16 protein-coding genes are annotated in these 16,001 nt (G+C 71.3%); 11 read left to right on the top strand and 5 right to left on the bottom strand.

The window, feature by feature from the left end; translation table 11 throughout:
* Positions 1 to 81: 81 nt before the first annotated feature.
* Positions 82 to 732 (bottom strand): hypothetical protein, encoded by a 651-nt coding sequence (locus ABD345_RS02130; protein WP_344549933.1) that lies wholly within the window; start codon positions 730 to 732, stop codon positions 82 to 84.
* A gap of 255 nt (positions 733 to 987) precedes the next feature.
* Complete coding sequence (locus ABD345_RS02125) at positions 988 to 2,241, bottom strand: IS110 family RNA-guided transposase (protein ID WP_344549932.1); 1,254 nt, start codon at positions 2,239 to 2,241, stop codon at positions 988 to 990.
* Positions 2,242 to 2,507: 266 nt separating this feature from the next.
* On the opposite strand from ABD345_RS02125, the gene ABD345_RS02120 reads away from it, so the two are divergent.
* Together ABD345_RS02120 and ABD345_RS02115 are read left to right on the top strand one after the other, a co-directional pair.
* Positions 2,508 to 2,846, top strand: coding sequence for a helix-turn-helix domain-containing protein (locus ABD345_RS02120; protein ID WP_344549931.1), 339 nt, complete (start codon positions 2,508 to 2,510; stop codon positions 2,844 to 2,846).
* Positions 2,847 to 3,022: 176 nt separating this feature from the next.
* Positions 3,023 to 3,271, top strand: a complete 249-nt coding sequence (locus ABD345_RS02115) for a hypothetical protein (protein ID WP_344549930.1) — start codon at positions 3,023 to 3,025, stop codon at positions 3,269 to 3,271.
* A gap of 5 nt (positions 3,272 to 3,276) precedes the next feature.
* On the opposite strand, the gene ABD345_RS02110 is transcribed toward ABD345_RS02115, so the two are convergent.
* Positions 3,277 to 4,098: a hypothetical protein gene (locus tag ABD345_RS02110; protein ID WP_344549929.1), complete on the bottom strand. Its 822-nt coding sequence runs from the start codon at positions 4,096 to 4,098 to the stop codon at positions 3,277 to 3,279.
* Between the two features lie 121 nt (positions 4,099 to 4,219).
* Between ABD345_RS02110 and ABD345_RS02105 the strand changes: the two genes are divergently transcribed.
* The 9 genes from ABD345_RS02105 to ABD345_RS02065 all read left to right on the top strand — a co-directional run bounded on the left by ABD345_RS02105 (position 4,220) and on the right by ABD345_RS02065 (position 11,831).
* On the top strand, positions 4,220 to 6,022 hold the full coding sequence (locus ABD345_RS02105; protein WP_344549928.1) for a phage portal protein: 1,803 nt from the start codon (positions 4,220 to 4,222) through the stop codon (positions 6,020 to 6,022).
* Positions 6,023 to 6,391: 369 nt separating this feature from the next.
* Positions 6,392 to 7,012: a hypothetical protein gene (locus ABD345_RS02100; protein ID WP_344549927.1), complete on the top strand. Its 621-nt coding sequence runs from the start codon at positions 6,392 to 6,394 to the stop codon at positions 7,010 to 7,012.
* Between the two features lie 119 nt (positions 7,013 to 7,131).
* Positions 7,132 to 7,548, top strand: a complete 417-nt coding sequence (locus ABD345_RS02095) for a head decoration protein (protein WP_344549926.1) — start codon at positions 7,132 to 7,134, stop codon at positions 7,546 to 7,548.
* Between the two features lie 10 nt (positions 7,549 to 7,558).
* Complete coding sequence (locus ABD345_RS02090) at positions 7,559 to 8,608, top strand: major capsid protein (RefSeq protein WP_344549925.1); 1,050 nt, start codon at positions 7,559 to 7,561, stop codon at positions 8,606 to 8,608.
* Positions 8,608 to 8,889 carry a hypothetical protein gene (locus ABD345_RS02085; RefSeq protein ID WP_344549924.1) on the top strand — a complete coding sequence of 94 codons (282 nt, stop codon included), beginning with the start codon at positions 8,608 to 8,610 and terminating at the stop codon, positions 8,887 to 8,889. The genes ABD345_RS02090 and ABD345_RS02085 overlap by 1 nt, the downstream gene beginning before the upstream one ends.
* Positions 8,890 to 8,957: 68 nt before the next feature.
* Complete coding sequence (locus ABD345_RS02080; protein ID WP_344549922.1) at positions 8,958 to 9,293, top strand: hypothetical protein; 336 nt, start codon at positions 8,958 to 8,960, stop codon at positions 9,291 to 9,293.
* The gene (locus tag ABD345_RS02075) at positions 9,290 to 10,075 is read left to right on the top strand and encodes a hypothetical protein (RefSeq protein WP_344549921.1); all 786 of its coding nucleotides are present in this window, start codon (positions 9,290 to 9,292) and stop codon (positions 10,073 to 10,075) included. The genes ABD345_RS02080 and ABD345_RS02075 overlap by 4 nt, the downstream gene beginning before the upstream one ends.
* Positions 10,076 to 11,114: 1,039 nt before the next feature.
* On the top strand, positions 11,115 to 11,414 hold the full coding sequence (locus ABD345_RS02070; protein WP_344549920.1) for a hypothetical protein: 300 nt from the start codon (positions 11,115 to 11,117) through the stop codon (positions 11,412 to 11,414).
* Between the two features lie 231 nt (positions 11,415 to 11,645).
* Positions 11,646 to 11,831: a hypothetical protein gene (locus ABD345_RS02065; RefSeq protein ID WP_344549919.1), complete on the top strand. Its 186-nt coding sequence runs from the start codon at positions 11,646 to 11,648 to the stop codon at positions 11,829 to 11,831.
* 94 nt (positions 11,832 to 11,925) lie between these two features.
* Here ABD345_RS02065 and ABD345_RS02060 read toward each other — a convergent pair whose 3' ends face one another.
* Together ABD345_RS02060 and ABD345_RS02050 are read right to left on the bottom strand one after the other, a co-directional pair.
* Positions 11,926 to 12,618 (bottom strand): class I SAM-dependent methyltransferase, encoded by a 693-nt coding sequence (locus tag ABD345_RS02060; RefSeq protein WP_344549918.1) that lies wholly within the window; start codon positions 12,616 to 12,618, stop codon positions 11,926 to 11,928.
* Positions 12,619 to 13,274: 656 nt separating this feature from the next.
* A complete protein-coding gene (locus ABD345_RS02050) occupies positions 13,275 to 15,968 on the bottom strand; it encodes a glycosyl hydrolase family 8 (RefSeq protein ID WP_344549917.1) in 2,694 nt (897 codons plus the stop codon).
* Between the last annotated feature and the right edge of the window lie 33 nt (positions 15,969 to 16,001).

The raw sequence follows: 16,001 nt of genomic DNA, 5'->3' as shown, positions 1-16,001 counted from the left end.
GCACGCCGCCGTGATGGTCGAGTTCCCCAGGGCCGAAGTTGTCCCGGCCGGACGAAGCGCGCCGTGTCCGGCCGGGAGGGCCTACCGGCCGGCTGCGGTGAAGTCGCGGATCACCTCGGTGGCGGGCTCCCACACCCGCGGCTCCGCGTGGAGGGCGTTGGGCCAGTGCCCGGTGGGGTTGGTGGCCAGGCGCTGGAGGCGGTGGCTTCCTGCGACGGCGAAGGCGAGCGCGGCGGCGGTGCGCAGGTCGACGCGGGAGCCGCGGGCCCGGCCGGCGTCGTGGACGACCCGGGACATGGCGGGCCGTCCGCTGCGGGCGATCTCCCGGATCGTGGCGCGGGCGGTGACGGCGTGGGTGGGGCCGCGCTTGGTCAGGGAGCCGATGATCGTGCCGATGCTGGGGCCGCCCGCGAGGTGGGCTTCGCCGCCGGGAGCGGTGGGCATCAGCGCGGCGTACACGGCGAGGGTGGTGGCCAGCATGTTGTCCTGGGCGACGAGTTGCAGCGGGTGGGTGTCGCCGGTGCTCGGCGGCAGTGGCATCTCGGCGTCGGCCGCGACCTCGTAGAGGACGTGCGGCGAGGTGGCGATCCTCAGCCAGGCCCCCTGGCGGCGGTCGCTCGGCGGGGACGACCAGCCGCGCGCCCGCTCCAGCCACGCGCCGCGTGCCGGTGGGCGTTCGGCGAGGTGCTCGCAGAGGGTGTTCAGGTACGTCTCGTCGAGGAGGCCGCGCATCAAGGTCCTTCCCTGGGTTCGTAGTTGAAGTGGTCGGGTGGCGGCCGGGCGGCGCCGTACCCTCCTCGGGGCTCGGGACCCGGTTGGTGGAGTGGGGCGTTTCGCTCCGGCCGCCCGCCCACCGCGGGCGAAGGGCTGCTTCGGGTGGGCGGAGAGGCGGCCGGACGCGGCACCGCTCCCGCGTCGGGACTCGAAGTCCGGGGTGACTCATCAGGTGTTGCTCCGGCCCGGCCGCCCGTCCGCCGACCCGCGGGGTCAGCCGGGCGCAGGTTCGGGGGCCCGCGGCCAGGCCGCGGGGTCGAACTCCTGGCCGTGGCGCAGGCAGTGGTGCAGCGAGGACAGCAGCCGGGCCAGCAGGTTGCGCAGCGCCGCGGTGTGCCGATCGCCCGCCGCGCGCCGCCGGTCGTAGTGGGCCCGGCACTCCGGGGAGCGGGTCAGGGAGGAGAACGCCCAGTGGTGCCCGTACGCGGCCAGGCGCTTGTTCGCGGCGATCCGGCGGTGCATCACCTTGCGGGAGCTGCCGCTCGCCCAGGTGAAGGGCCGGGCGCCGGCGTAGGCGGCCAGGCCCTTCGCGGTGGCGAACCTGTCCGGGTCGTCGCCGAGTTCGGCCAGCAGCCGGGACCCGGTGAGCAGCCCGATGCCGGGGAACGACAGGTAGATCAGGTGCTGCGGATGCTGGGTGAACAACTCGGCTGCGGCATCGGCGAATTCGTCCGCCGTGGCGCACGCTTCGGACAGGAGCCGCACAGTGGCTCGGACCTCGCGGCCGAGCGCGTCTTCGACCATCGGCGCGTTGCGGATGGTCCCGGCCCGGAACAGGGCGTGCAGCCGCTCCGCCTCGGCGTCCAGGAGCCGGATCCGGCCTGCCCGTTCGAGGGCGTCGCGGATCTGGCGGCGCGTGAGCCGGGCGGCGCTGCCGCTGGTCGGCGCGAGCGCGATGACCTCCCGGGCCTCGGGCCGGAACAGGCGGCCGTCCAGGTGGGCCCAGGCCGTGACCGCGGCGGGGTGAACGGCTCGCAGCTGGGCGCGGAGTTGCAGGTAGTGGTGCTGCCTGGTGCGGACGGCGCGCAGCTGTGCGCGGGTCAGCGCGCCGAGGGCGTCGACGGGTTCGCTGTTGTGGGGCAGCGGCCGGTGGAGGTGGCCGTCGGCGCGCAGGATGTTGGCCAGCAGCGCGGCGTCGCCCGCGTCGGACTTCTTGCGGTTGCCCGGGTTGATGCGGCCCCGGTAGCGGGCCACGGTCGCCGGGTGGACGGGCACCACGGTCTGCCCGTGCTGGCGCAGCGCGGTGACGAGCAGGCCGCGGCTGGCCTCGATGGCGACGGGCACGGACTTGCGGGAGAAGCCGTGGCTGGCGCGCAGCGCGGAGATCACGGCCAGGGCTTCGCGGACGCCGGCGGGGGTGGCTTCGAAGCGGTGGGTGGCGACGACTTGGCCGTTCCGGTCGACCACGGCCAGGTCGTTCAGGTTCTCGGACCAGTCGATCCCGGCGTACAGCGCCCACGTCTTCATGCCGCTGCCCCTCCCGATGGTCCTCGTCGAGGCGGCCGGGGCCGCCGACCTCCCCCGCTCTGCCCGCTGGCCACGACACAGCTCGGGCAGTTGAAGATCGGCGACACCGGCCGCTCGGATGGATCACGTGTGATCCATCCGAGGTGGACCATATGTGATCCACCAGTGCCGGGGCAAGCGGCATCAGGCGCCGGGACGTTGGGCTGGACGCTCTTGACCGGGCAGGATGGGGCGGTCAGTGCCATCGGATGCACAGGAGGACGCCGGTGCCGTCGCGTGAGATCAAGCCCGCCGCCTCGTACGCGCTGTCCGGGACCTGGCCGGACGTCGAGTTCGCCCCGGACGCGCCGGTGGAAGCGGTGGTGGCGCGGGCCGTGGCGAAGCGGCTGCGTGACGCGCTGGCCGAGAAGGGCTGGTCCGCCCGCGAACTCGCTCGGCGCGCCGACGTCGGCCACGCCACGGTGAACCGGCTGGTGGCCGGCGAGAAGTCCGCCGACATGGTGACCATCACGCGCCTGGAGGTGGCGCTGTCCCTCGACCTGTACCCGGCCGGACTGTGGGCGCAGCTGGCCGAACAGCCCTCGGGGAGCAGCGCCGCAGAGTGAGACGGCCGCGTAGTTCCGTCGCGGATTGTTCGTGTCCCCTGCTACGTTCTCCGTCCATGATCAAGGGTGGGGAGCGGCTCGGTGCCGCGGTAGCAGGACTTGTACTTCTCGGGGGCCTGGCGGCCTGCACGTCCAACAGCGGCGGGCAGCACCAACCGGCTGGTGCCGCCAGCTCGGTGCCGTCTGCCGCTGCGTCGCCGTCCGCCGGAACCCCCGAGTGGGCCGCCAAGTTCATCGGGAACACGGCTCAGCACCGGGAAGCCTCGAAGGTCGTCGGCCGGTACGCCCAGCTCCACATCGTCCAGACGGGCGGCCGCCAGGGCGACACCGCGCTGTGTGACGCGGAGTGGGCGAAGCTCACCCCCGCCCAGAAGCTGCTGGTGGACCCCGAAGGCTTCGACGAAGGCTGCCGAGTGCCCGCCTAGCAGGACTACTTGTCGTCGAGACGGCCGAGCAGCCCGGCGGTGAGCGCCAGCGCGGTCACCGCGTCTGCCCTGTTCCAGGTGAAGTGCTCGGTGGTGTCGGGGTCGTCGTGGTGGGCACCGCCGAACAGGTCGTAGGCGGCCTGGAGCAGGACGGTCCACCGTTCGTCCTGGTCGCGGTCCTTCGCCTTCTTGGCGCTCGCCGCGGAGTACGCCTTCTGGTGGTCGGTGGGGCGTACGGCGTCCATGGCGAGGCGGGCCTTGGAGACTGCGGCCTCGAAGTCGCCCGCGCGGACCGCGTTCTGGGCTTCCCGCAGCCGCCGGGCGGCAGTGGCCCGATTCTCGTCGGCGGTGATCGGGACGAGGACGGTGACGAAGGCCCCGTGCCCGGCTTCGGTGACAACCTGCGACCACTCGTTGTGCGGCACGGTGAACGCGACCTGGGTGGTCCTTGCGGGCCAGCTGCCGTCGCCGTTCAGGGCGGTGACGGTGAGGTGCAGGCGCAGCTGGAGGTCGTTCCCTTGTCGGGCCTTCTCCAGGCCGGCGAGCTGGGTGTCGGTGAGCGTGGTGGCGAGGTTCATGGTGATGTTGGGGCTGGTGGCTTTGACCGGCCAGTCCAGGAGCAGATGGCCGAGCCAGCCAGACTGCCCGAGACCGTCGGCCCACAACTCGCCAGCTACGGAGTGGGCGACCTCGGGAGGGAACGTTCCTGTGGCCGCGCACTCCAGTTGGATGGTCAGGCGGTGCGCGCCGAATCCGGTCAGCATGCTGATCGCGTGCCGCTGCTCCTTGAGGTAGAGCGAGTATCCGCCGAAGTTGAGCTCTGCCATGTCCGCCCCTTCCAGTCCGGTGTGCTGATCGTGGCACCAGGTGAGCGGCAGCGGAAGCGAGTTGATCACCCCGTAGTCTGATCTTCGGCGTGGGGCCTGGTTGCCTGGGAGGGCAACGGCCATGGGCCTGCGTGAGTTGGTCATCGACGCCTGGAGCTGGCTGAACTACAAGCCGGTCATGTCCAGCCCGCCGAGGCGGGGGAGCGGACCGTTCGCTGAACTCGCCTCGGGCTGGGTGCCGCCCGAGGACTGGCGCCGCCTTCAGGCGTACAAGATCCTCGCCGCCTACGACCAGAACCAGGCCGGCGGGCTCGCTGCTGCGGCCGGGGACGAGGCTGGACTCGACCGGCGTGAACTCGGCGACGCCGCCAAGCTGAACACCTCCGCGCTCGGCTACCTGCTCGGGGCGTCGCAGAGCATCGTGGTGCCCGGCGCCGAGGCGACCGGACAGGACCCGGAGCCGGAGGCCGCGCTCGCACGGGACGTTCAGGACTGCCTTCGGGACTGGGCCCGCCGGGAGCTGCTGCCGATGCGGATGCAGCAGGCCGAGCGGTCCGCGGTGCGCTACGGCGACGCCGTCTACACCCTGGCCTGGGATGCGGACGCGGGCAGGCCGATGCTGCGCACCATGGACCCGGGCTGGTACTTCCCGGAGCTGACGGAGGACGAGGTCGACACCACGGGGTTCCCGTCGAAGGTGCACTTCGCGTGGGAACTGCCCGCCGACCCGGCCACCGGGCAGCGGGCCCGGGTGCGGCGGATCACCTACGAGCTTGGCCCGATCGGCGGGACCACGCTGTCCGTCGTCCACCCGGACGGCACCGGGCACCGGGAGTGGGAGCAGGGCCCGGACGGGGAGATGGTGCTGCGTCTGGGCGACCGGATCGAGGCGGGCACCGGCCGGGTGACCCGGGTCTACCCGTGGACCCCGGACCGCCCTTCGGCCGTCACCTGCTACCTGACCGACGCGGAGTGGCTGCTCGAAGACCTCAAGGCCGGGGAAGGCGTCTACAACCTGCCCGCCCACCGGGCCCGCTACCGGGTCCGCAAGGACGGGGAAGTCCTTCAGGGCCTCGACCTGGCCCTGGACTTCCTGCCGATCGTGCACCTCACCAACTCCATCCCCGACACCGGCGAGCAGTGGGGGCAGCCGGTGATCTCCCGGGTGATGCAGGTCCTCGACGAGCTCGCCGCGACCGACACCGACTCCTCCGCCTCGTCCGGGACGACCGGCACGCCGATCATCGCCCTGTCCGGGATACGGCTGCCCAAGGACCGGGCCACCGGCACCGCCGTGCCGCTGCGGGTGCAGGCCGGCACGGTGTGGTCGCTGAACGAGGGCGGGTCGATGTCCACCCTCGACACGTCCCCGCAGCTGCGCGAGCTGAGGGAGCGCACCGACCACCTCCTCGACCGGCTCGCCGCCAACAGCCGCCTCACCGCGTCCGGGCTCGGCACCGTCCAGCCGTCCGAGGTGCCTTCCGGGTACGCGCTCGCGCTCGCCCTCGGCCCGCTGGACGCCCTGGTCGGGGAGATGCGGCTCGCCCGCGCCCACAAGTACCGGCTGCTGCTCAAGTTCGTCGGCCGTCTCTTCCAGGCCGGGCAGGTCGGCTGGCCGGTTGGGGAGCTGCCGCAGGCCGAGGTGGTGTGGGGCCCGCACGTGCCTACCAACAAGGCCGAGGCCCTCGACCAGGCCGCGAAGGGCTACGAGGCCGGCCTGTTCTCCCTGGAGACGTGCGTGCGGATGCTCGCCGACGCGGGGTACCCGATCACCGACATCGCCGAGGAGGTCCGCCGCATCCAGTCCCGGGCCTTCGCCGCTGCCGGTCAGCTCGCGGACGCCACCGGCGACACCGCCGTGGTCAGGGCCTTCCTCAACCTGCCCCCTGGAGGCCCTGAGATCCCCTCTGCGCCCCTCGGATAGGCCGATAGGCACATGATCACCCCAGGTGTCTTGAAGGCCCGCCAGGGGGCTCTCCTGGCCCCCTGCGGCGAAGCCGTGGGGGGTTGGGGGGATAGGTAGGAGAGAGGGAGGAACAAAGGAAAGAAAGGGGTTTCCCCGGGGAAACGTGCTGGGTTTCCCCGGGGAAACCCATGCGTTTCCCCGGGGAAACCCACAGGTCCGGGGCTATGGGTTTCCCCGGGGAAACCCATAGCGGGGCTGTCGGGCCGGTGGACCCGGGAGGCCGACTGGAAGGTCATCGCGGTGCCCGGCGTGATTACCCAGATCACCATGTCGGCGGAGTAGTTACACTGATCACTGGCGCGGGGGCGCTGCTTGCGGAGGAATCCGATGACTGCCCCCCTGCCCCAGGCGACCCCGCCCGCCGGCGACCCCAACCCGGTGCAGCCCCCGGCTGCCGATCCCGGCAGCGCCCTCATCACCCAGGACACCCTGGCGCGCCTCCTCGCCCGAGAGAAGTCCCAGGGCGAGCGGACCGCGATCAAGAAGCTCGTCGGCGACCTCGGCTTCGCCGACGCCGCGGGCCTCCAGAAGTGGGTGGAGGAGCAGCGCACCGCCCAGCAGGCCACCCTCAGCGAGGTCGAGCGCCGCGAGCAGGCCGCCGCCCAGCGCGAGCAGGAAGCCGTTCGGCGCGAGCAGGAGGCCCTGGACCGGCTCCACCAGGCCGTCCGGCACGCCGCGCTGAGCCGCCTCGGTGCGACCGGCCAGGCCCTCGACGACGCGATCCGCCTCCTGGACGTCCCGAACGACGCCGACCAGCAGGCCGTCACCGAGGCCGCCGCCGCGCTCGCGCAGCGCCGACCCGAACTGTTCGCCCCGGCCGCGCCGGTGACGCCGCCGCCCGCACCGAGCGGTTCGCCCGCCGGCGGCCTGCCGCCCCGCGGGCAGAGCCCCGCCGCGGGCTCCGCCGGTCTGGACATGGCCCGCCGCCGCGGCTACGTCACCACCTGACCCACCCGATCTGACCCGGCAGCGAACCGGGAGCAGGGGACCACGCCCCGCCCAGCCCGTGGACGGCACCACCACCCGGTGAGTGCAGGATCCGTCATCTCCCGCCCCCGGAGCGCACGTTGACCGTCCAGCCGATCACCACCACGGTGACGCTGAACGCGGGCCGACCCTGGCTCGCCTCCCTGCACGGCACCGACCAGACCGAGACCGTCACCCTCGACGCCTCCAAGCTCGTCGCCGGCACCCACTACACCGCGGGCGACGCCGCCCAGCCCTACAGCCGCGTCCTGTCCGGCATCCCGCTCGGCAAGGTCACCGCGTCCGGCCTGTACGGGCCGTTCGACCCGGCCGCCGTCGACGGCCGCCAGGTCCTGGCCGGGTTCACCTTCGAAGAGGCCCTGTTCGCCCCCGGCCAGCCGAAGATCGCCGCCGCGCTCCTGTGGCACGGCGTCGTCCGGGCCGCCAAGGTCCCCGGCGGGATCGACCCCACCAAGGTCACCCCGTCGGTCACCGGCGCCCAGATCCGGTTCGTGTGAGGGCCGCTGAATGAGCCTCCAGGACCTGATCAAGGACGTCAGCGCCAACGACCTGACCACCTTCGCCCGGTCGATCCCGACCCCGAAGGACTTCCTCCTCACCTCCCTCGTCTTCCCGACCCTCGTCACCCGCGACGTGAAGTGGCGCCTCAAGCAGAACGGACGCCGCGTCAACACCGCCTCCTACCGGGCCTACGACAGCTCCGTGCCGCTGGCCGACCGCACCGCGTGGGAGACCACCCGCGAGGGCCTGCTCCCGCCGCTGGGGCAGAAGCTCGTCGTCGGCGAACAGCAGCAGATCCTGCTGGAGCAGTCCCACGGCGCCGACCAGGACCGCCTGATCGAGCTGCTGTACGACGACGTCGAACGGCACGTCGAGGCGATCCGCTCCCGCCTCGAACTCGCCGCCGGCGACGTGCTGGTGGACGGCAAGTTCTCCCTCACCAACGAGAACGGCCTGACCATCGAGGTCGACTTCGGCGTCCCGGCCGGGAACATGCCGGTGGCCGCGAAGGCTTGGTCGGACCCCACCTCGGACCCGATCGCCGACGAACTCGGCTGGATGCAGTACCTCGACGACCTCGGCGCACCCGAACCCGAACTCGTCGTCACCTCCAAGAAGGCGTTCACCGCCCTCACCCGCAACAACGCCTACCGGGCCGCCTACTACCGCTCCGTCAACCCGTCCACCACCCCCACCCGCACCCTCAACGAGGCCGAGGTCAACGCGGTGCGCGCCGACTACGGCCTGCCGCCCGTCGTCCTGTACAAGGCGCAGGTCAACGTCGACGGCGCGGCCACCCGCGTCCTGCCGGACGACCGCTGGATCATGCTCCCGCCGGACCGCGCGAAGTGGGGCCAGACCCAGTACGGCGTCACCGCCGAGGCCCTGGTCCTCTCCCGCGGCACCAACCCGGAGATCCTGCGCGAGGACGCCCCCGGCATCATCATCACCCGCGACGTCCAGAGCGACCCCGTCCAGATCTGGACCAAGGGCGGCGCCGTGTCGATGCCGGTCCTCCACACCCCGGACTGCCACATCGTCGCGAAGGTGCTGTGATGCCGCGCCGACTCGCCTTCGCCGTCCATCTCGACCACCCCGACACCGGCGACCACCTCATCCTCCTTCCCGGCGACGTGCCGCCCCGGGAACTGGCCGAGCTGATCACCCACCCCGGCGCCTGGCACCCCGCCGACGACGAGGACGACCCCGACCCCGAGCCCGACGACCCCGGCACCGGCGACCCGAAGCCGGACAGCCCACCGGCCAGCACCGACGGAGACACCCCGCCGGCCAAGCCCGCCGCCCGCACCCGCAAGGCCCGCCCCGACACCGACTAGCCGCCCAGGACCGGCACCCCGACCACCCCGGGGTGCCGGTCCGCCGCATCACCGACAGGACCCCGCCCGTGGACCCCGCCGCCCTCGCCTGGCTGCACGCCCAACTCGGCACCACCACCAACACCGACGACCTCACCAACCGCTACCAGCGCCTCGGCACCGCCCGCGCCGTCGCCCTCGAAGTCCTCACCGAACGCCGCGCAGCCCTCCTCGCCGACCCGCTGCGCCTGGTCGTGGACGGCGTCGTCACCATGGACCGCACCGCCAACCTCACCGGCCTGGAACGCCAACTCGCCGCACTCCACGACACCCAGGGCCCCGACGAGACCGCCGACGGGGAAGCCGACGACACCGCGACCGTCCTCGACACCGCGGTCCTCGTACCGTCCTCCCGCACCCGATGACGCTGACCCACCCCGACACCCGGCCCAGCGAACAGGCCACCGACGACCTGGACAGCGCCTGGACCCGGCTCCCCGCCGCACAGGCCGCCGTCCTGGCCGCGCTCGCCCGCCGACGCCGAGCCGCCGTGGCCACCGCGCTCGCCGCCTTCGCCTCCGAGGTCAAGGCGTTCCACCAGGCCACCGACCGCGCCGTCCGGGACTTCGCGCTGCGCACCGTGCCCGAACGCTACGAAGCCGCCGCCCGCGCCGCCGCGGCCAGCATCAACCGGCCCTTCACCTGGACCCCAGCCCACCGGGCCACCCTGAACGCCCTCACCGCCGACACCTACACCGACCTGACGCTGAGGATCCAGGAAGCCGTACGTGCCGCCGCGGCGTTCCACCGTGCCGCCCGGGCCGCCGCCCGCCGCCGCCTCACCCCCACCAGCGCCGCCGAACTCGCCGCCGCGCACCCCCTCGACCGGATCGTCTACCGCAACGGAGCGCGGATGCCCGTCCGGGCCTGGGCCGAAGCCGCGACCCTCGCCCGGACCACCGTCGCCTACAACACGGGCACCCTCGCCGTCGCCCGCGAACACGGCATCCAGCACGTCGAGGTCCACGACGGCTCCGACTGCGGATGGACCAGCCACCCCGACCCCGACAAGGCCGCCCGGACCTTGCGCACCGTCGAGGACGCCGCCCAGTGGCCCATCGCCCACCCCCGCTGCACCCGAACCTTCGGGCTGCGCCCGGACGGGAAGTCACCGATCGGTAGAGTGCCGCCGCTGGTGGCAGGCTGACACCGGCCAGTGAGAGGGTGCACTCTATGGCTGATCTGTCGTCCGTGGAGCGAGGTCTACTGTCGTACCTCCAGGCAGCAGCCGAGGTTTACACCAGGGGCGGTCTCGTCGACCAAGCCGGCCGCCGAGGCTGGCGCCATCCAACGCTATACCACCTGTTGTTGGCCGAGGGACGGTTCTTCACTCCACGTCAGCTTCCGAACGAAGTGCGGCCGATGCGATTGGGCGAGTGCTACCGAAACGCCGCCATCACCGCGCTGCGTTCCAAGGGAGCATTGCTGTACGCCGAAGGTTTTGCTGTAGTCGTCGGCCACCCCCTGGAACATGCGTGGTGTGTCGATGCGGTGACGGGTGACGTTGTAGACCCGACCTGGCATGGCACCACGAGGATGACGGCGTGCCTAGGGATCACAGTGGCTGATCCCGAGTTGTGGCCACACGACGGGACCGGCATCCTGGCCGACGACCGACGACTCGTTCCACTGCTTCGCGACGGCGTAGCAGGCTTCCAGCCCCCACTCATCGGCCGCCGCACTCCGGGCCTACTGCCTCAGCATCCGTCTACCACGGCATCCTCGACATCTCTCAGGCAGTGAATCAACACCCTGCGCACCGTCGACGACGCCACTCAGTGGCCCATTGCCCACCCCCGCTGCACCAGGGCGTTCGGCTTGCGCCCGGACGAGGAGCGGGCGCACAGCGGGTGACCCGTCTCACTGAAGTTTGACGAGTCTCATCGAAGTTTGACCGGCGGCCGTCCGTCTCACCGCGCCGCCCCCTGCCGCAGCCGGGAGTGCGCGGTATCGCGGAGTTGACGGCCTGCCAGCTTTACCGTCCATCGTTACGTCAAGATGCGCGGAATTGACCGTCAATTCCCTTATGTAATATCAAATTTACTGCCAGGTCAGGCATTGCATGATCAAAGTTGCGTCTACCATCTTCTTTGAGGGGAGACTCGGGCCCCAAACCGCACTCCGTGCGGCCGCATCGGTGCCTGAGAGAGACCATGACCCCCGCACAGCCCAAGGAGACAAGTTCCATGAATCGCATAGCGCGGGCATCCGCAGCTTTCGCCCTCTCGGCGGCCGCAACCACCGGGATGCTCGCGGCCAGCGCGGGCACCGCTTCCGCGGTCACCTACGTCAACGACCTCGCCTGGAGCTACAACGGCGGCAACAGCGCCGACAACTGGAACGGGTGCGCCCAGGGCAAGGACGCGGGCAATGCCCGCCTCGACCACATCATCCCCCGGGATCCCCAGGAGTACTACTACTGCGCTCCGGGTGCCTTCGCGAACGGCGTCCAGTACGTGAACCTCTGGTACAGGCACCGCGCCTGACGGCTACCACGCCCGGTTTTGCGGGTGGCCAACGTACGGAAGTGCTACGGCCGCCCATGACGCGCAGAGTCCGAACAGGCGATGCGGCGTGCGTACTGAGCCGGGGCCAGCAGAGGGACTGCCTTCGCTGGCCCCCGGCCGCCCAGTCCTCGCCATCACATCCGTTACCTCGCTACAGCTGCTCCGCTGCGCTGGGCAACGGACTGTTCAACTGACGGTCAGCGCGGCGGAATGCTGGTCGATCAGCTCGCTGACTTGGACACTTTTCCCTGGGAGCCCGTCGGCTTTCGCGCCAGCCACGCGAATCTGCTGGCCGCCGGTACGGGCCTCGCAGAATCTGCCGACACCGTCCAGTCGATCCCGCCCGCACCTTCCGGTCTTTCTGACGACCACCAAACGGTGGTCAAACTTCGTTGAGACTCGTCAAAGTTCGTTGAGACGGGGCAGCGGGCCTTGGCCTCCATGACGATCGACCCCCAGCAGCCGTCGCCTGGACTTCGATGCCAGCGGCTCAGGAAGGCCGGTGGGCGCGGAGGATGAGGGTGTCGGCCGATCGCGGGCCCGACGCGGCGGGCGGGAGGCGGTCGATGCTGATCTGGGTGAAGCCCGCTTCGTTCAGTAGTTTCGTCCAGACGGTCTCCTGGAGCACCCAGCGGGGCATCGTCGTGGCGTCGCCGTCCGGGGTGCGGGCCGGGATCTCGGCGTGCTGGACGTCGACCTCGGCAGCCGCCCCGCCGAGGTAGTGCCCCAGGGTGGAAGCCACCAGCAGTCCGCCCGGCCGAAGGGCACGGGCAGCGGCAGGGAGCAGTCGGCGGGGTTCGCTGAAGTCCAGGCTCCCGAACACCGAGTAGAGGACGTCGTACGAGCCGGGGTGCCCGTCCAGGTGCTCGGCCGTGTCGGCGTGCACCGTGCGCAGCCGCGGTGAGAGGTGGCCGTACAGGTCGCGCGCCAGCGCGTGCTGGGTGCTGGAGGAGTCGATGGCGTCGACCCGGGCCGGGGCGTGCCGGGTGACGAGGTGGGCGGCGTGGCGGGCGGCTCCGGCGCCGAGGTCGGCGACGACGAGGCCGGTGACGTCGCCCAGGATCTCGGCCCCGGGCCCTGTGTCCTGGGCCCAGACCCAGGAGAATGCCAGGGGAACGGCGCGGTCGCTGCTGGCGCGGGCGCGGCCGTAGTGGTGCCAGAGGTCCAGGGGGGTGGTCGTCACCCACGCCATCTTCGCGCCCGCCGCGTACCGTCGGAGGACTTTGGGAGAACTTCACCCTCCCGCCCTCCGTGACCGGTCAGTGGGAGTCGTTTCCGGGGTGGCAGGGGCTGCAGTTGGCGACGTCCGCCCACAGCGGCAGGTCCACCTTCCAGCCCTCGGCCGGCATCAGCCGGGTTCGTCTACCGGAGTGGCGCCAGGATGTCCGTCCGGCGTGGGCCGAAGCCGCGACCCTCGCCCGGGCGGACGCCGACGAGGACCTCGACTGGATGGGGTCGGTGGACTCCGCTATCGTCCGCGCGCACCAGGACGCGGCCGGGGCCCGCAAGGAGGGACCCCGGCCGGCGAGCCGGGCGGCCACGCCATCGGACGCTCCCGCGGCAGGCTGACCACGAAGACACCTTGCCGCGGACGGTCGGCGTTCCCGCCTTCACTGCGGTGATGGCCTGCCTGCTCGCCCCCGACCACGCGGACGGCTGTGTACTCGGACCGAAGGTGTCTTCCTTGAATAGGAGATACGCCGGTCACCGTACAGGGCCTCAGGCCCCTGATCGGACCGGCCCGCATCTTACGGTCGGGCTTGTGGTGGGGCGGGGGCAGCAAACACGGCGCGGTTGCGAATTGAGTCGCTGCTTCCGCGGTGGGCGGTGCGTGTGGTGTCAGTTCTTGAAGACGAGGGAGTTGATGGCGGCGGGGCCGGTGGCGGTGATGTAGATCGTCTGCACGCCGGTGGGCTTGGGGTAGCAGGTGTTGGACTTGGTGTGCCAGGTGCCGTTGCTGTCGGGGTAGACCGTGCAGGCGGGGGAGGCGGTGGGGCTGCCGACGCGGACCTGGAGGTTGACGCCGGGGGTGGTGGTGGAGACGCGGAAGGAGACGCTGGCCGCGCCGGTGGTGCCGAAGTCGATGTTGGCGAGTGCCAGGCTGCTGCCGGTGCCGGTGAGCTGGACGACGGTTCCGCCGTCGTCGGAGCGGGTGGTGACCCCGGTGGCGGTCGCGGCCTCGGCTTCGATGCTCTGGTAGGCGCTGCGGTTGGTGGCGGTGGAGGTGGTGGCGGTGGCCTGGTTGGTGTAGCCGGAGGCGCCGGTGTCGTTGACCGCGCGGACGCGGTAGGCGTAGGTGGTGCCAGCGGTCAGGGCGGTGTCGGTGTAGGTGGTGGTGTTCGCGGCGGCGGTGGCGATGCGGGTCCAGGTTCCGCCGGTGCCGGTGGTGCGCTCGATCTCGAAGCCGCTCTCGTTGGTGGAGTTGTCGCTCCAGGCGAGGGCGATCGAGGTTGCCGCGGAGGCGGTGGCCGTCAGGTTGCCTGGCGTGGCCGGGGCGGTGGAGGAGCCGGCGGGCGTGGTGGTGGCGGTGGCGCTGTTGGAGGCGGCGCTGATGTTGCCGGCGGCGTCGCGGGCCTTGACGGTGAAGGTGTAGGTGCTCTGCGGGGAGAGGCCGGTGATGGTGCAACTGGTCGCGGTGACCTGGGTGCAGCCGGGTGCGCCGTTGGTGGCGGTGCCGGTGTAGGCGGTGTAGGAGGCCACGGCGGTGTCGTCGCTGGAGGCCGTCCAGGAGAGGGTGGCGGTGGTGGCGGTGGTGGCGGTGACGGTCAGCGCGCCAGGGGCGGTGGGGGCGGTGGTGTCCGCGGTGCCGCCGGTGCCGGGGCCGTAGATACGGAAGTTGCCGCTGGTGTGGAGAAGGGCCATGAAGTTCAGCAGGCCGTCGTAGTAGCGGTACTGGCCGGTGGGGGGCTGGAGGTTCCACAGCGCCTGGACGAAGGGCCATGCCTGCTGCTTGCTGGCGGCGAGGGAGGCTGCGGCGTTGGAGGCGATGAGTCCCGGGGAGCGGTCGCTGGACAGGGAGGTGCCGCTCAGGGAGTACTGGTTGACGTAGGCGTTGGCGCCCTGGGCGGTGAAGAAGCCCTGGAGGCGGTCGGTGAGGGTCTTCTGGGCCGGGTCGGCGGCCCACCAGGCGTAGTCGACGGACCAGTTGACGGCGGTGCGCCAGGCGTCGAAGCGGAAGTCGCCGTGGTTGCCGGTGTTGTTCGGGGCGCCGGTGAACTCGGCGTAGTCGGGGTTCAGGCCGGTGGTGGCGTTGGTGGCCTTGGTGAAGAAGGCGCGGCCGGCGGTGGCAGCGTCGTGCCAGAACTGGCGGTCGGCCGCCTGGTTGCCCTGGTAGCCGTCGGCCCAGCGGGACCACAGCTCGTAGAAGGCGGGCAGGACGTAGGAGGGGTCGGAGAACTGGGCGGCGTTGCCGTAGGGGACGAAGACCGGCAGTTTGGCCTTGGTGTCGAACATGTTGGTGACGCTGTCGACGACGCCGCCGTTTATGTCCTGCTTGTGGAGCATCGTGTTGAGGATGCCGTTGGCCTCGGCGGTGTAGTTGAAGATGCCGGTGCCGTTGCCCCAGCGGTTGCCCGCGAAGAACAGGGCTGTGGCGAAGTACTCCTCGCCGTCGGTGGCGGGGTTGTCGTCCATGCAGGAGCCGCTCTCGGACGCCTGCCAGCAGAAGTAGCCGCTGCGGGAGGTCTTCTGGTGCTGCATGTTGCTCTTGGCCCAGTTCCACAGGGCGTCGAACTCGGCCTTCTTGTTCATCTGGACGGCGATCATCATGCCGTAGCTCATGCCTTCGGAGCGCACGTCGCCGTTGCCGGTGTCCTTGATGTACGCCAGCGCGCCGTTGCCGTTGGTGCCGGCCGGGTAGTAGAGGCGTTTGGTGTCGTCGGTGCCGGTGAAGAAGGCGTTCCAGTAGGTGGTGAGCTTGGCGGTGACGGCCGCGTCGGTGATGGTCGGGTCCATCTCCTTGAACAGGTTGCGGTAGGTGCCGCTGGCGTAGGCGCCCGTGTCCGGCGGGACGGGGGCGGGGGGCGCGGCCGGGGTGGGGCCCTGGTAGGCCAGTTCGAAGTAGTCGACGTAGGTGTCGTTCTGCCCGTTGTCGGTCTCCAGCTTGAGGCGGATCTCCTGGGAGCCGGCGGAGGCGATGTCGAAGACCGCGCTCTGGCGGGTGTAGGAGGTGCCGGTGAAGGTGAGGGCCGCGACCTTGGCCGAGCCGACGTACACGCTGATGCCTGCTGTGTTGTTCTGGCTGGAGGCGCCGGCGACGGTGATGCTGTAGCGCCCGGCCTGCGGGAACGCGTACGAGGTGGAGGTGCTGTCGTTGTTGCAGTAGTAGACGGCCCGGGTGCTGTCCGTGGAGGTGCAGCCGCCGCTCTTGGCCATGGACTCGGCCTGCACGGTGGCCTGGAGGGTGTCGGCGACGGCGGCTTGGGGCGCCGCGCCGTACAGGGCGAGGCATGCACCGGCGGTGGCCGTGGCCAGCGCGGTGCGCCACAGCGGTCTGGTCTCCGTCGTACCGGCAGAAGGGAGGGCTCTGTTCATGGTGGTTCCCATCAGGACAGGTGGGGGGCCGCG

Source organism: Kitasatospora saccharophila (assembly GCF_039529925.1).
GTDB lineage: Bacteria > Actinomycetota > Actinomycetes > Streptomycetales > Streptomycetaceae > Kitasatospora > Kitasatospora saccharophila.
Note: the sequence above shows the minus strand (reverse complement) of the source record. Positions and strands in the feature narration are given on the sequence as shown.

Excerpts from the sequence above, each read along its gene's own strand:
- ABD345_RS02130 (WP_344549933.1), bottom strand. The coding sequence starts at position 732 with ATGCGCGGCCTCCTCGACGAGACGTACCTGAACACCCTCTGCGAGCAC.
- ABD345_RS02125 (WP_344549932.1), bottom strand. The coding sequence starts at position 2,241 with ATGAAGACGTGGGCGCTGTACGCCGGGATCGACTGGTCCGAGAACCTG.
- ABD345_RS02110 (WP_344549929.1), bottom strand. The coding sequence starts at position 4,098 with ATGGCAGAGCTCAACTTCGGCGGATACTCGCTCTACCTCAAGGAGCAG.
- ABD345_RS02105 (WP_344549928.1), top strand. The coding sequence starts at position 4,220 with ATGGGCCTGCGTGAGTTGGTCATCGACGCCTGGAGCTGGCTGAACTAC.
- ABD345_RS02100 (WP_344549927.1), top strand. The coding sequence starts at position 6,392 with ATGACTGCCCCCCTGCCCCAGGCGACCCCGCCCGCCGGCGACCCCAAC.
- ABD345_RS02090 (WP_344549925.1), top strand. The coding sequence starts at position 7,559 with ATGAGCCTCCAGGACCTGATCAAGGACGTCAGCGCCAACGACCTGACC.
- ABD345_RS02085 (WP_344549924.1), top strand. The coding sequence starts at position 8,608 with ATGCCGCGCCGACTCGCCTTCGCCGTCCATCTCGACCACCCCGACACC.
- ABD345_RS02075 (WP_344549921.1), top strand. The coding sequence starts at position 9,290 with ATGACGCTGACCCACCCCGACACCCGGCCCAGCGAACAGGCCACCGAC.
- ABD345_RS02070 (WP_344549920.1), top strand. The coding sequence starts at position 11,115 with ATGAATCGCATAGCGCGGGCATCCGCAGCTTTCGCCCTCTCGGCGGCC.
- ABD345_RS02065 (WP_344549919.1), top strand. The coding sequence starts at position 11,646 with ATGCTGGTCGATCAGCTCGCTGACTTGGACACTTTTCCCTGGGAGCCC.
- ABD345_RS02050 (WP_344549917.1), bottom strand. The coding sequence starts at position 15,968 with ATGAACAGAGCCCTCCCTTCTGCCGGTACGACGGAGACCAGACCGCTG.